A 14,667-nucleotide genomic window follows, 5' to 3' on the forward strand; every position below is an offset into this window, starting at 1 on the left:
TAATATTGTGGAACGGGCCTGCCCCACATCATCCAAATCGTGCAAAATACCGCATACGATCCCATGCATTTGTGCAATAATCCGCACATGCTCTCGCAAAGCGATTCGCCTCTGATCGGCCCCAACACCAGCCGCGAACGCCTGTTCGTCGCGGTTGCGGTGGGGCTGGCGATCCTGCTCGTCGCGGGGTTCGGCCTGGCGCAATGGGCCGCAGGTCGCGCTGCCGCGCAGGCCGAGGTCGAGGCGCGACAGAATGCACGCGCGCACGCAAGCCTGCTCGAAAGCGAACTGCAGAAATTCCGCCTGCTGCCGCGCGTGCTCACCGAATTCCCCGACGTCCGCGCCGCGCTCGCCGACAAGAGCGACGCTGCCTCGCGTCGGCTCGACCGCGAACTCGAACAACTCGCGGCGCGCACCGACGCCACGGTGATCTACGTCATCGACGCCAGCGGGATGACGATCGCGGCAAGCAACTGGCGCTCCCCAACGAGTTTTGTGGGCGAAAATTATCGCTTTCGCCCCTATTTCCAGGGCGCGATGAGACGCGGCGACGCGGAGTTGTTCGCATTGGGCACAGTCAGCGGACGCCCGGGCCTCTACCTCGCGCGCCGTGTCGATGTCGGCGGTCGCCAACTCGGCGTCATCGTGCTCAAGGTCGAGTTCGACAAGCTCGAAACCCGCTGGGCCGATTCCGCCGCGGCGACGCTCGTCACAGACGCTGCCGGGATCGTCGTGATGAGCAGTGAGCCGCGCTGGCGCTTCCGTTCCTTCGCTCCCATTTCAGCCGAGACACAGCAAAGACTTCGGGCGACGCGCAGCTATGGCGAGGCGCGGCTCGACCCGTTGCCGGTCAGCCGCGCCGGGGACGGTATCCGCATCGGCGCGGACCTGTTCCGCGAGGCCGACGAGCGCGTATCCTTTCCCGGCGGCACCCTCCGCCTCCTCCAGCCCGCCGAGCCAGCTCGAGCCAGCGCCAATGCAACCGCGCGCGTTGCCTTCCTGGTACTGCTGATCCTTGTCGGAGCTGCGATCATCACGCTGTTGCGTGTCGTCGAACGGCAGACGCTGCGTCAGGCGGCGCACGAGGCGCTCGAACGCGAGGTGGCGGCACGCACGCGCGACTTGCGGAACGCGAACGATGAACTGCGTCTAGCGTCCGAACGGCAGACCGAAACTGACCGCCGCTATCGCGCCGCGCGCGAGGAACTGGCGCAGGCCAGCCGCCTGGGATCGATCGGACAGATCACGGCGGGCGTGGCGCACGAGATCAACCAGCCCATCGCGGCGATCCGGACCTTCGCCGAAAACAGCCTCCGCTATCTGGAGCGCGCGCAGCCCGACAAGGCGCGCGGCAACCTCGACACCATCGTCGAACTGACGGCGCGCGTCGGCGCCATCACCAACGAGCTGCGAAATTTTGCGCGCCGCAAGCCGACACCGCTGGGCCCCGTCGCAGTACAATCGGCGGTCGACGGCACGCTGCTCCTGATCGGCGACCGGCTGCGCGCGCAAGGCATCGCGCTCGATGTCGGAATTGAAAATCCAGCCGCGACGGTGCACGCCGACCGCGTCCGGCTCGAACAGGTGCTCGTCAACCTTCTGCAGAATGCGGTCGATGCGGTGCAAGGCGTGAAGAATGCGCGCGTCGCGCTCCATGCGCATGGCAGCGATCCTGTCCATATCGATGTCTGCGATAATGGCCCCGGCGTTCCGGCCGAACTGTTGCCGCAGCTCTTCACACCCTTCGTCACCGGACGGCCCGACGGGCTCGGGCTCGGGCTTGCGATCGCGAGCGATATCATGGCCGAATTCGGCGGCACGCTGACCTTGATTCCCTCCCCGCTGGGTGGCGCGGGTTTCCGCCTGACGCTGAGGCCGGCATGAGCTTTTTTACCGACGAGCAGGCGATCTTCTTCGTCGACGACGATGCGGCGCTGCGCGAAGCGAATGTTCAGACGCTCGATCTGGCGGGGCTTGCCGTCGAGGCCTTTCCCGACGCGCAGAGCGTCTTACCGCGTATCGGGGCTGGCTTTCCCGGTATTGTCGTCACCGACATCCGCATGCCGGGGATGGACGGGCTCGAACTGCGCGCTGCGATCCATGCGATCGATCCCGACATCCCCGTCATCCTGATCACCGGCCACGCTGATGTCGCGATGGCGGTGCGCGCGCTGCACGACGGCGCGTTCGATTTCCTTGCCAAGCCCTTTGCCGCCGATCATCTCGTTGGCGTCGCGCGGCGGGCGTTGGCGCACCGCGCGCTGATCCTCGACAACCGGCGACTGACCGCGGCGGCGGCAGCAATCGACAGTCCGTTGATCGGCGAGAGCCCGGCGATGATGCGGCTGCGCGAGACGATCGCACAGCTCGCGCAGGCCGATATCGACGTGCTCGTCGAGGGGGAGACGGGGACGGGCAAGGAACTCGTCGCGCACATGCTCCATCGCCAGAGCCGGCGGAGCGGGGCATCCCTGGTCGCGGTGAATTGCGCCGCCTTGCCGCAGGAACTGGCCGAGGCCGAGCTGTTCGGCAGCGACCTGATCGACCGGAGCAGCGGCAAGCTCGGTCAGGCGGGACGAATCCGGAGCGCGCACCGCGGCACGCTGTTCCTCGATGAGATCGATACGATGCACCCGGCGGTGCAGGCAAAATTGCTGCGCGTAATCGAGGAGCGCGAGGTGCAGCCGATCGGCGCCAGCGCGCCCGAGCCCGTCGATCTGCGCGTCGTCGCGGCGACCAAGACCGACCTTATGGATGCGGTGCGCGGCGGCGATTTCCGCGAGGATCTCTATTATCGGCTGCACGTCGTCAAACTGCGCATTCCGCCGTTGCGCGAACGCCGCTCGGATATTCCGCAAACCTTCGCCTTCTTCCTCGACGAAGCCGCGGCGAAGATGGGCATGACCGGGTTCCAGATCGACGACGGCATCCGCCGTCACCTCGTCGAGCACGACTGGCCCGGCAATGTCCGCGAGCTCAAGAATTTCGCCTATAGCGTCGTGCTCGATCTGCCGTCGGACCCCGGCCTGTCGGCAATGCCGGCCGACGCACCGCTTGCCGAGCGCGTGCGCCGGTTCGAGGCGACGATCATTCACGACACGATGGCGCAGACGCGCGGCAATATCGCCGAGACGATGGCGCGGCTGGGTCTTCCGCGAAAGACGCTCTACGACAAGATGCAGAAGCTGGGGATCGACCCCAAGAGCTTCCGCGCCTAACGCGCCGCCGGTTTCCCCTGCGCCGCGAGCACGCGCAGGATATTTCCGCTCCACATCTTTTCGATGTCGGCATCCGAATAACCCGCGGCCTTCAGCCGTTCGGTGACCTTGGGCAACGCTGAAATATCCTCGATGCCCGGCAGACCGCCGCCGCCGTCCCAGTCCGCACCGAAGCAGATATGGTCGACGCCGCCGACCTCGATCGCGCGCAGCACCATCTTCATATAGGCGTCGAAATCGGCTGCCCACAGCTTCTCGGTCTTATCGAGTTCGCGCCACTTGCGATTGAGATCGGCTTGCTCGGCGGGCGTAATCTGGCCGATATGCTCATATTTTCCGAACAATTCGGCGCGCGCGGGCGACATGTTCATCGGCGACATGAAGATCGTCGAGATGCACATCGCCCCGCCCTTCGCGGCGAGGGCTTTCAAGCGCCCCTCGTCGAGGTTGCGCGGATGGTCGAAAGCCGAGCGCAGGCTGGAGTGCGACAGCAGGATCGGATATTTCGACAACGCCAATATCTGATCGAATGCGGCGTCCGACGAATGGCTCGCATCAATGACGATGCCAAGGCGGTTCATCTCGACGACCCATTGCTTGCCGAGCGGGCTCAGCCCCTTCCAGCGCCCCTCGCCCGTTGCGCTATCGGCGAACTGATTGTCCTTCGAATGCACGGGACCGGCAAGACGGAGTCCCTTGTTGTAGAACTCCTGCAGCAGCGACAGGTCTTCGCCGAGCGGATAGCTGTTCTCCATCGACTTGAAGGCGATCAGCTTGCCTTCCTTGTTCAGCCGCAGCGCGTCGTCCGCGGTCAAAGCGGGCGCGATCACGGCCGAATTAGCGGCGATCGTCTTGTCGATCAGGTCTGACCGCTTGCGCGCGAACGCCAGTGCATCCGCATAGCCCTTCGGCGTCAGCGGCCCCTGATCGGTATAGATGGCAAAGAAGCCACCATCGAGATTGCCGTCCTTCATCCGCGGAATGTCGAGTTGCGCCATGTCGTCGGCAAGCGCGTGGCGGTCGGCAAAACTCCAGCCCGCGCGCTCGAAATGAAGCGGCGTGTCAAGATGCGTGTCGAGCACGAGCATCCGGCTGTGCAGCGGCGCTTCGGCCGCTTTGGGCTTGTCTCCGCCCGGCGAACAGGCGGTGAGCGCGGTCGCGGTCAGCAGGATGGCGAAACGCTTCACTTCTTGTCCTCCACAGGCTTCAGGTCGAGATCGTGATAGTCCCAGCTGAAGTCGGCGATCTTGCTTACCGCCTTCAGCGTCACGCCGGTGATCTTGCCCTCGGCATCGAGCGCGAAGGTTACATAGGCGGGCTCGATCGCCGGATCGTCGAAATCGGTGACGAAGCTGTCATACTGCCAATGCTTGAGCCGCCCCGCCATCCGCGGGGTCGAGGTGAAATCGATCGTCAGGCCGGTCGATGCCTGCCCGATCACGATGTCACCATACCAGGGATCGCGGTAGCGGCCCGCATAGCGCGCCAACTCAAGCGAGGGACCGCTCTGCGCCGGCGACGCCTTTGCCTGCTTCAGATACTCGACGCCGCCTGCGAGCCGCGACTGATACCAATCCTCCCATTTCGCGATCCAGCCATAGTCGGGCTGATCGAGATAATGGTCGAGCAGGTCGTAGGTGAGGCCGAGCAGCATGCCGCTGTCCTCGCTGTTCATCATGATTGCGAAGCCGACATTCTTGTCCGGGATCATCACGACGCGCGTGATCGAACCGAAGACCCCGCCGCCATGCTGAATGATGCGGTGGCCGCGATAATCCTGCACCTGCCAGCCGAGCGCATAGGCCTGCTGCGTCGGTTGCGCGGGCTTGAGCTGATCGGGAAGCGGCGAAATCGGCATCGGGGTGACGGGCGCCCACATTTCAGCCGCCTGCTTCTCGCTGAACAGGCGTTTTCCGTCCGGCAGCGCGCCGTGCGCAAGCTGGATCTTGAGCCACGCCGCCATGTCGTCGGCGCTGAGGGCAAGGCCGCCCGCAGGCGCACCGTTGCGGCCAAGTTCGTCGCGCTCGTTGAGCGCCGCCTGCGGGCCGAGGCCGCGCAGGGGGCCCGACAGCCGCGCATGCGGCCACGACCGATTGGGAATGCGGAAACGGTCTTCGCTGTCGCTCGTCGCATTCTTCATGCCCCCCGCACGCAGGACGCGCGCGCGGATGAAGTCTTCCCAGGTCTGCCCTGTGACTTCCTCGATCAACTGGCCGGCGACGGCATAGAGGATATTGTCATAGGCATAGGCCGAGCGAAAACTCGTCTGGGGTTTCAGAAACGCGACGCGTTCGGCGGTCTGCTTGCGCGTAAGGTGCGTGCGCGGCACGAACATCAGGTCGCCCTGCCCGAGCCCCAGCCCACTGCGGTGGACGAGCAGGTCGCGGATCGTGATCTCGCGCGTGACCCACGCGTCATACATGCGGAACCACGGCATATGCTTGATGACGGGATCGTCCCACGCGATCTTGCCTTCATCGACGAGGATCGCGAGCGCCGCGGCGGTCATCGCCTTGCCGGTCGATCCGGTCTGAAAGATCGTCTGTCCATCGACCGGCGCACGTTCGCCGATCTTGCGGACACCCCAGCCGCGCGACAGCGTCGTCTTGCCATCCTCGACGATCGCGATCGACACGCCCGCCGCGCCGACTTTCTTGCGCAGCGCCTCGACGCTTTCGCCGATATCGGCGGGCGGTTCGGCCCATGCGGGCGCGGCGACCGACAACATCAGCGACAGGGCAAGCAGGCGTTTCATGGCAAAGCCTCCATATGGGGAGCGGTAGACGGGCGCAGCAGGCGCCAGGTTCCGATGGTGATGAGCGGCAGGACGAACACGCCGAGGAAAAGCCAGGCGAGGAAGCGGTATCCGCTCGCGATCAGGTCGACGAGGCCGATCTCGCCCGCGACGAACATGCAGCCGGTCAGGATCACCGCGCCAATGATTGCGCGCGCTCCGGTCGAGAGCGGCGGCCGCCCGCGGCTCTCGATCGCGCCCGAAATGCGCTCGTTGATCGCATGGACCGATCCCGCGCCGCTTTCGAGCAGGGCGGCAAAGATCATCACCTGAAACAGCACATGGAACCCCGGCACCGTCATCTGGCGGAGCAGGAAGTCCGACGGCAGGGTCTCGTCGCCGATCGCGGGATAAAAGGCCATCATCGCGACGAAGAAGAGGATCGCCGGCAGCATCGACAGCGGCCCCGCGATCAACCCGGCGACGACGGCATCGCGCTGATGCCTCAGATGCCGCAGCACGGGCAGGATCACCACCGCGCCGACGATATTATAGCTGGCATAGGTCAGCCCGCCCGCCATCCAATTGCCCGAAGGCGGCGGCGCGTTCGCGAACCCCTGACCGATCAGCCCGCCGAAACTCGCGAGCGCGAGGACCAGGAACAGTCCATAGACCGCGTAGAGCAGGATCGAGACATATTTGAACATCTGCTCGACCGCTCCGGTGCCCCAGGCGGTGACCGCGACGATCGACACCGCAAGCAACACCACGCCCATGAGTTCGGGCCAGCCGAAGGTCGCCGCACCGATCGCCCCCGCCGCGGCGCCGAACACCGCGAGAATCAGGACGACGAAGATGATGTAGGCGACCTCGAACGCGACCCAGGCAGGTCCGAGCAGTCCTTTGAAAAAGCTGCGATAATCATAGGCGCCAAGCCTGAGCGCCAACGCAAAGGTCAGCGCGGCGACGACACTCCAGATCAAAGTCGCGAGCAGCATCGCGGACAGCCCGCCCCACGGCCCCGACGGCACGAAATATTCGGCCAGTTCGCGCCCCGTCGCATAGCCGCCGCCGATGATGACGGCCTTCAGCGCAAAACCGGGCAGCAGGTAGCGCTGAAACCAGCTCGACCCGCTGCCCGTCTCGCCCACACTCACGCGAGAATGCTTTCGACGAGCGCATCGAACGCCGCGCCACCGCGGATCGGATCGGCGACGGGAAGTCCCAGCCGCTGCCGTTCGTCCGCCATCAGCGCTTCGGCCGCGTCGGCGTCATAGCTTGACGTATTAAAGCTGACGCCGCCGCAACGGATCGCGGGATTGGTTCGGCTGCCAAGGCGGATCGTCATGTCGATTACCTCCTCCACCGAAGGCAGGGCAAAGCTTTCCATGCCCAGGATCACGCTACGCGTCGGGTCGTGACAGACGACGAACACGTCGGGCTGGCTGCCGTGAAGCAGGCCGAGCGACACGGGCGCATAGGCGGGGTTGAAGATCGACCCCTGCCCCTCGATCACATCCCAGTGCGTGTCCGGCGCATCGGGGCTGAGCATCTCGGCCGCCCCTGCCTCGAAATCCGAAACCACCGCGTCCATCGGCATACCGCCGCCCGCGATCATTATGCCCGTCTGGCCGGTCGCGCGAAAATCGGCATCGACGCCGCGCGCGACGAAGGCCCGGTGCAATGCAAGCGCGGTATATTTCTTGCCGAGCGCGCAATCGGTTCCGACGGTGAGCAACCGCTTACCAGTGCGTTTGCGCCCCGTTCCTACCGGGATCGCGGGCGGCGGAGTACGGATGTCGATAAGGCGCTGCCCTGTGCGCGCAGCCGCCTCGACAAGCGCGGGAACGCTCGTCAGCTTGGTGTGGAGCCCGCTGACGATGTCGAGCCCCACCTCCATCGCCTCGACGAGCACCGCGACCCACGCCGCGCCGATGATGCCGCCCTGATTGGCGACACCGATCACCAGCGAGCGAGCGCCCGCTGCCCGCGCTTCGGCGGGCGACAGGCGCGGCAGGCCGGTCGAAACGGTACAGCCGTCGATCGCCCATTCGCCCGTGCAGCGATCGCCCGCCCAGTCGGCAAGGCCAAAGGCGGTCTTGGCATAGGCCGCATTCGTTGTGTCGCCGAGGAACAGCAGATAGGGCTGCGGCAGGGTCAGGCTGCCCTCCAGCCTGCCGATAGGCACGTTCATCTTGTCCAACTCCAATCCGCCGCTCAAAAGGCCATGTCGAGCGCGACGCCGATCGTCCGCGGTTGCAGCGGAATGTTCGTCTGATAAGCCTGCGTGCCGAACGCGTCGAGGGTATAGGATCGCTGCGTCGACGCCCGTTCATTGGTCAGGTTGCGGGCGTAGACGCGGACGGTCCAATGATCGTCGAAAGTGACGGCCGCGTTGGCGTCGAGCGCCGTATAGGCGTCCGACCACAAATTATCCGGGCTGCTGGATGGCAATGACGCCAGCTTCGACGAATGCCGTACGCCCACACCGACCTTGCCCGTCGCGTCGCCGCCGATCGCAAAGCTGTAATCGGCCTGCACCGATCCGGTAAATTTGGGAACGCTGGGCAGACGCGCGCCATCGACGCCGGAGATTTCGGGGGCGTCCGCCGTCAGCTTGGCATCGGCATAAGACGCGCTGGCAACCAGTGACAGCCCCGGCGCCGGGCGCCAGGTCATCGTGCCTTCGACGCCCTTGCTGACAGCGGACGGACCATTCGCCTGCCCCGTCACACCGCCAAAAGGCTGAACGACCTGGATGTCGGTCCAATCCATATAGAAACCGGCCAGTTCGACCGACAACGCGCGGCCCAGATTGCCCTTGAAACCGACTTCGTAATTGACCAGCGTATCGGCCTTCACCTGCGGCGGGACGCCGGGGAACACAACGTTCGGACCGCCGGGACGATAACCGTTGGCGACGCGGGCATAGAGCATCGCGTCCTTGCTGATGTGGAACTGCGGGCTGACGCTATAGATGAACACATCCTCGTCCGACTTCCCGGTGAAATTCGCAACGCCGATGAACGGCCCGCTGCTGATCTGCTGGAAGTTTTGCTTGTTCTTCGCGTAACGGACGCCCCCGGACAAGGCGAACATGTCGCCGAAATAGGCGGTCGCATTGGCGAATACCGCCATTTCCTTGAAGGTCGACGGCAGGGAAACGACGGCGCCGGGGTCAAGCGCGTTCGGCGCGCCGGAGAAGTCGAATGTGCGAACCAACTGATGGTTCTCGCTCTCTTCCTTCGTATAGAAGGCACCGATCAGCCATTCGAAGCGATCGTTGCTGGGCGAGGCCAGACGGATTTCCTGCGTGAACTTCTCCAGGTCGAGCGCGACGCTGAATGGCGCGAGGCCCGCGGGCACGGCCCCGCCGGTCAGCGCCGGGAAAGCGATCCCGAAGACCAACGACGCATCCTGCACGCTGACCGTGCTCGTCTCGCTATACGTGCTGACCGATGTCAGCGTCGCGAAGCCAAGATCATAATCGAGCACCGCCGAATAATAATCGATGCTCTTGCGGAAGGGTTCGGGCAGGAATGAATTGTAGGACCAGCCATCGCCGAGCGGGACCCCCGCGGCGGTCGAGATGACGGCGTTGGTCGCATTCGCGTCGATCGTCTGCCAGATGCCGCCCAGGCGCACCGTGAAATCCTCTGTCACATTCCAGAGCAGGCTCACTCGGCCGCCTCGCTGTTCGACGTCGTTCGCGTCGTTCAGCGCGGGATTGTTGACCGAACTGACATAGCCGGGCGTTTTGCGCCACGAGAAGCTGCCGGTGATGCCAAGCTTGTCCTGAATGATCGGGGCATTGACCATCACCTGTGCGGCCCAGCCCGGATTGCCGGCCTCGTCGATCGTGAAGAGTTCACCGCCGGCCTTCACGCTGAAATCCGTCGTGCTCGGCGCGACCGTGCGATACTTCAGCAATCCACCGATCGAGCTTGCACCGTACAGCGTCCCCTGCGGTCCGCGAAGAATTTCCAGCCCCGCGATATCGTACGGCATCAAATCGAGCGAATAGGTCGCGCTGCGGGCATAAAGGCTGCTCGATCCTACCGGTGCATCATCAAGATAGATGCCGACTGCCTGAGCCGATCCGACCGGCGCGATACCGCGCAGCGAAATGATCGATGTGCCCGGCTGCGAACTGATCACCGTCATCCCGGGAACATAACCGGCATAATCGACCAGCGAACCGGCGCCCTGCTCGCGCAGCCCCTCGCCATTGACGACGGTGATCGAGATCGGAACGTCCTGGAGCGCTTCGACACGTTTTTGCGCAGTGACGACGATGACCTCGCCCTCTGCCTCGACGGCCGCTGCTTCCTGCGCCTGTGCCGGCATCGCCGCCATCAATGCGACCATGCTTCCTGCGATAAAAAGTCCCTGTTTCATCGTCTTATCCCCAGACTTGGGCCAGCAGGCGGCGGAAATTGCCACCGAGCACGGCCGGGATGTTTTCGTTGGAATAACCGCGGCGGATTAGCTCTTCGGTCAGGTCGAAAGTTTTGAGCGGATGGTCGAAACCGTCGATGTCGATCTTGTCGCGAAAGGCATAGCTGCCCTTGTAGCTACCCTTGAGCGCGGCATATTCGTCGGGCTTCATATCGTCATAGCCGTGCAGGTCGGCGTCGGATCCGATGCCGACATGGTCGATACCGACAAGCTTCGCGACATGGTCGATATGGTCGGCCATATGCCCGACATTGGTCGGGTCGGTCGTGCGCACGAACATCCGCACCCCGGTGATCCCCATCACTCCACCCTTCGCCGCGAGAGCCTTGATCGCGGCGTCGGTCTTGACGCGCGGATGATCGACCAGCGCGCGGGCGTTGCTGTGGGTGATCGCGATCGGCCCCTTCGCTATTTCGATCGCATCAAGCGTCGTCTTGTCGCCGCAGTGCGAGACGTCGACGAGCATGCGTTGTTTTTCCATTTCGGCGATGATCGCCGCGCCATAGTCGCTGACGCCGCCATCGACGCGTTCGGTGCTACCCGATCCGATGCGGTTCTGGCTGTTATAGGTAAGCTGCGCGCAGCGCAGGCCCAGGCGGCGGAACAGCGCGACGTCGGCGATCCGCTCGAAATGTTCAGCATTCTGGATGCCCATGATGACTGCGCATTTCTTGTCGGCCTTGGCGCGATCGAGGTCGGCGACGGTGTCGACGAGAGTGAAGACATGGCTATTGCGCCCGGCAAAGCCCTGCCAGCCCGCGAGGAACTCCATCGCCTGCGCCTTCGCGTCCGGACCGCCAAGGCCGTAGGCGTTGTGAAAGCCGGTGATGCCGCTCGCACGGAACTCGGCCGCTTCGGCGTCAGTCAGCCGGTGCGCGACATAATTCTCGTCCAATGTGATCTTGAGCGGCGCGAGCATGTCGATGACGAGGGACGAAGCGACCAGATCGACGGCGCGGCGCGAATAGCTTTTTCCCGGAGCCGCAGCAAAGGCATAGCTGCCCCTGGCGATCATCGGCGCGGACAATGCGGTACCGATCGCGCCCGCCAGTGCGGCACGGCGCGTCATCGGGAATGACGCCGTCATCCCATCCTCCCTTTATTAGTTTCAGTTTCGACTATTGTCCCAATCAGAAAATTGTCAACCGGTTTAGGACATAAATTTGTCATCATCCCCAAATTTCGGCGGGGCAATGGATCATTCCATCGCGATAGCTGACACCCGGATCGCGATCGCGCGCTAGGAAGGTCGGCCCGTCGAGATCGACGATGTCGCAAAGCTGGCCCACCAGATAGGATGGCGCCATCGACAGGCTGGTGCCCATCATATTGCCGACCATGACGTCGAGGCCCAGCTTCTTCGCCTGCCGTGCGATCGCCAGGCCTTCGGTCAATCCCCCGCATTTATCGAGCTTGATGTTCACGACATCGAACCGCCCGACAAGCGAGGTTGTGTCGGCGAGCGACAGCGCGCTTTCGTCGGCGACGAACGGCAGCGGGCGCTTGAGGCCGTCAAGATCGGCCTCGCGCCCGCGTTTCAGCGGCTGTTCAAGCTGTGCGACGCGCATCGAGACGAGTACTGGGAGCAATTCGGCGAGCGTTTCGATATCATAGCCCTGATTGGCATCGACCCCGATCCACGCGTGTGGCCGCGCGGTGCGGATCGCGACGACACGCGCGATATCGTCGGCCAGGTCGCCGGTAAGCTTGACCTTGACCGGTGCCTCCGGATCGATCGCAAGCGCGGCCTTAGCCATCGTCTCCGCGCGATCGGCACCGAGAGTCAGCGTCGAACGCAGCGCTCTCGGCGGGCTCAGCCCGGCAAGCTCCCAGACAGGGCGCCCCGACTGCTTGGCCTCGAGATCCCAGAATGCGCAATCGAGCGCATTACGCGCGCCGCCCGGCGGAAGAATATGTTGCAGGTCGTCGCGCGTCGCGCCGCGCTCGATCGCATCGCGGACGCGTGTCGCCTCGGCCAGCATATGCTCGATATCATCGCCGAGATAATAAACCCCCGCCCCCTCACCGCGCCCGACATGCGTGCCGTCCGAAAGTTCGGCGACCAGCAGCGCGGTTTCGGTGAAGACATGCCCCGAAATGCGGAAGGGCTGGTGATAGGGAAAACGCTCGACCCGAAGGTCGAGCGTTAATTCCCTTATGCTCTGCGTCGCCATCAATAGACCATCCCGAAGCCGTAGAGGTGGAAGACCAAAGTCACCCAAACGAGCACCAGGGCGGCGAGGATCAGCAACACCGCACCCAGCTTCATCGTCCAGCAGCGCTTGTCCTTGATGCTGAGCCACAGATGCCAACCGGCCGTGATCAGCAGGCCAAAGGCGGCAAGCGGCGTGATGACGCGCAGCAACTGGATCAGCCAGTCGAGCGGGCCACCGATGCTGCCGATATCGGCCGAGAAGGCCGCGATCAGCCCGAACCAGCCGGCGAGCGCCGCGATTGCCAGCCAGGCGAAGACGCGCGACAGGCGATAGGCGCGCAATGCCTTGCCCTGCACCGCGAACTCGGCCTTGAAATTACGCCGCACCAGCGCACGCACCGGCCAGGCAAAGGCCGTGAGAAGGATGATCGCGAAGGCAAAGATCAGCGCCGGATTGAGCAGCGCCGCATTGACGCTTGCCGGAGCGGGTTCGAAGACCATGAAGGGCGAACCGCCATCGACGCTCCAGCGCACGACACGGCCGTCCTTGACCTCGGCAGCGAGGCGCTCGTTCGTTCCGGTGTCGCGCCAGACGAACGGCTCGACCTCGACCCAATCGCGCGCACCGGCGCCAAGCCCGTCGAGCGCCGGGAGCGTGATCTTGCCATCTTCGGTCAACGAGATCGTCGTCTGCCCGAGCAGGCCGAACAGGCTCATGAAGTTGGTGAACGATCCGCGGCTGCTGATGTAGTTTCCGACCATCATCTGTGCATGTTCGGTCGCCGTCTTGGCATCGACCTGGCCAGGCTTTTCGGTACCGGGCAGATAGCGGTCGGCGAATTTGTGGAACAATGCGCTGCGCACGGCGCCCGCGTCGCCCTGTTTGCCCGCGCTGTTCATCGAGATGAAGACGCCGATGTCGGCGTCCGGGAACAGCCACAGATAACTATGGAACCAGACGGTGTCGCCGCCATGCGCGATCGCGCGGTGACCATTGACCCACTGTTCGTAGAAACCGAGCGCCATGCTGTTGAGCGGGCCGACCCCGGGCGCCTTGAAATCGTGCATCTGCTTCGCGGTCTCGGGCTTGAGCAGCCCGGCGCCGTCATTGAGATGCGCGATCATGAACTTGCCCATGTCCGCACCGCTGGCCGACAGGCTGCCTGCGGGAGCGGGAATGACCAGTTCGAACGGCTGCGCCTTTTGCGTGATGTCGGGATAACCCTTCGACATATGCGGCGCGAGATTGGCGGGGAGCGGCTGGCGGAACGACGAATGCGCCATACCCAGCGGATTAAAGATATGCTTTTCGATATAGTCGTCAAAGGGCTCGCCGCTGACACGCTCGACGATATAACCCGCGAGTGCGGTGGCATAGTTTGAATAAGCCGGCGTCGTTCCCGGCGCGAAGACGCGATCGGGCAGGGCCAGCGGCATCTGCTTCTTCAGCGTCATCACCGCCTTGGGATCGCTGCTGATCAGATAGCGCACCGATTCCTGAAAGCCCGCAGTATGCGTCATGATGTTGCGCATCGTGATCGGCTTGCCCTGATAGGCCGGAATCTTGAAATCGAGATAGGCGTTGACGTCCTTGTCGAGGTCGATCTTGCCCGCCTCGACCTGCTGCATCACCGCAGTCCAGGTAAAAAGCTTCGAGACCGATCCGGGGCGGAACAGCGTAGTCTCGGGCAGGACCGGCGCGCGTTTGGCGACGTCGGAGAAACCATAGCCCTTTTCCAGCACGACCTGATTGCCGCGTACGACGACGACGACCGCACCCGGAATGCGCCCGCGTTCGAGCGCATAAGGAAGATAGCCGTCAAGCCAGGCCTCAAGGTCTTTCGCGTCCAGCGCGACGGGCGCAGTAGCGGTCTTTGCGGCCGGAACGGCCGCGGCTTCGACTTTCTTTACGGCCGGTGCAGGCACAGGCCCCTGCGCCGCCAGCGGCAGCGCGGCAAAAGCCGCCAGCCCGATCATCGCCTTTCGGATGAAACGCATCGCTTTCCCCTTTTCATTTTCGCGGCCTGTCACATCTTGCAGCAAGCCGCGCGACCCCTTACCAAGGGACCAACATCTATTGGCCCGATACGGACATAATGATC

At 64.0% G+C, this 14,667-nt stretch carries 10 protein-coding genes; 2 read left to right on the forward strand and 8 right to left on the reverse strand.

What is annotated here, in order from left to right; translation table 11 throughout:
* The first annotated feature begins 87 nt into the window (after positions 1 to 87).
* Together SC1_RS12820 and SC1_RS12825 are read left to right on the forward strand one after the other, a co-directional pair.
* The gene (locus tag SC1_RS12820) at positions 88 to 1,884 is read left to right on the forward strand and encodes an ATP-binding protein (protein WP_062184116.1); all 1,797 of its coding nucleotides are present in this window, start codon (positions 88 to 90) and stop codon (positions 1,882 to 1,884) included.
* A complete protein-coding gene (locus SC1_RS12825) occupies positions 1,881 to 3,218 on the forward strand; it encodes a sigma-54 dependent transcriptional regulator (RefSeq protein WP_062182245.1) in 1,338 nt (445 codons plus the stop codon). Before SC1_RS12820 ends, SC1_RS12825 begins: the two co-directional genes overlap by 4 nt.
* Here the strand turns inward: SC1_RS12825 and SC1_RS12830 are convergent.
* The 8 genes from SC1_RS12830 to SC1_RS12865 form a co-directional block, all read right to left on the reverse strand.
* The gene (locus SC1_RS12830) at positions 3,215 to 4,405 is read right to left on the reverse strand and encodes a dipeptidase (RefSeq protein ID WP_062182247.1); all 1,191 of its coding nucleotides are present in this window, start codon (positions 4,403 to 4,405) and stop codon (positions 3,215 to 3,217) included. The two genes, SC1_RS12825 and SC1_RS12830, sit on opposite strands and share 4 nt — an antisense overlap.
* Entirely contained in the window at positions 4,402 to 5,973 is a 1,572-nt protein-coding gene (locus SC1_RS12835; protein ID WP_062182250.1) for a serine hydrolase, read from the reverse strand. The genes SC1_RS12830 and SC1_RS12835 overlap by 4 nt, the downstream gene beginning before the upstream one ends.
* Positions 5,970 to 7,109: a hypothetical protein gene (locus tag SC1_RS12840; protein WP_062182253.1), complete on the reverse strand. Its 1,140-nt coding sequence runs from the start codon at positions 7,107 to 7,109 to the stop codon at positions 5,970 to 5,972. The genes SC1_RS12835 and SC1_RS12840 overlap by 4 nt, the downstream gene beginning before the upstream one ends.
* On the reverse strand, positions 7,106 to 8,146 hold the full coding sequence (locus SC1_RS12845; RefSeq protein ID WP_062184114.1) for a DUF1611 domain-containing protein: 1,041 nt from the start codon (positions 8,144 to 8,146) through the stop codon (positions 7,106 to 7,108). The genes SC1_RS12840 and SC1_RS12845 overlap by 4 nt, the downstream gene beginning before the upstream one ends.
* A gap of 23 nt (positions 8,147 to 8,169) precedes the next feature.
* Positions 8,170 to 10,350 (reverse strand): TonB-dependent receptor, encoded by a 2,181-nt coding sequence (locus SC1_RS12850; RefSeq protein WP_062182256.1) that lies wholly within the window; start codon positions 10,348 to 10,350, stop codon positions 8,170 to 8,172.
* 4 nt (positions 10,351 to 10,354) lie between these two features.
* Positions 10,355 to 11,497 carry a dipeptidase gene (locus tag SC1_RS12855; RefSeq protein ID WP_062182259.1) on the reverse strand — a complete coding sequence of 381 codons (1,143 nt, stop codon included), beginning with the start codon at positions 11,495 to 11,497 and terminating at the stop codon, positions 10,355 to 10,357.
* An 82-nt stretch (positions 11,498 to 11,579) separates the two neighbouring features.
* Positions 11,580 to 12,584, reverse strand: a complete 1,005-nt coding sequence (locus tag SC1_RS12860; protein ID WP_062182262.1) for a dipeptide epimerase — start codon at positions 12,582 to 12,584, stop codon at positions 11,580 to 11,582.
* Positions 12,584 to 14,563 (reverse strand): serine hydrolase, encoded by a 1,980-nt coding sequence (locus SC1_RS12865; protein WP_062184119.1) that lies wholly within the window; start codon positions 14,561 to 14,563, stop codon positions 12,584 to 12,586. Before SC1_RS12865 ends, SC1_RS12860 begins: the two co-directional genes overlap by 1 nt.
* Between the last annotated feature and the right edge of the window lie 104 nt (positions 14,564 to 14,667).

The organism is Sphingopyxis sp. C-1 (genome assembly GCF_001047015.1).
Classification (GTDB): Bacteria; Pseudomonadota; Alphaproteobacteria; order Sphingomonadales; family Sphingomonadaceae; genus Sphingopyxis.

Bases quoted from the DNA above. Each gene is read 5' to 3' on its own strand.
- SC1_RS12820 (WP_062184116.1), top strand. From the start codon at position 88: ATGCTCTCGCAAAGCGATTCGCCTCTGATCGGCCCCAACACCAGCCGC.
- SC1_RS12825 (WP_062182245.1), top strand. From the start codon at position 1,881: ATGAGCTTTTTTACCGACGAGCAGGCGATCTTCTTCGTCGACGACGAT.
- SC1_RS12835 (WP_062182250.1), bottom strand. From the start codon at position 5,973: ATGAAACGCCTGCTTGCCCTGTCGCTGATGTTGTCGGTCGCCGCGCCC.
- SC1_RS12845 (WP_062184114.1), bottom strand. From the start codon at position 8,146: ATGAACGTGCCTATCGGCAGGCTGGAGGGCAGCCTGACCCTGCCGCAG.
- SC1_RS12850 (WP_062182256.1), bottom strand. From the start codon at position 10,350: ATGAAACAGGGACTTTTTATCGCAGGAAGCATGGTCGCATTGATGGCG.
- SC1_RS12855 (WP_062182259.1), bottom strand. From the start codon at position 11,497: ATGACGGCGTCATTCCCGATGACGCGCCGTGCCGCACTGGCGGGCGCG.
- SC1_RS12860 (WP_062182262.1), bottom strand. From the start codon at position 12,584: ATGGCGACGCAGAGCATAAGGGAATTAACGCTCGACCTTCGGGTCGAG.
- SC1_RS12865 (WP_062184119.1), bottom strand. From the start codon at position 14,563: ATGCGTTTCATCCGAAAGGCGATGATCGGGCTGGCGGCTTTTGCCGCG.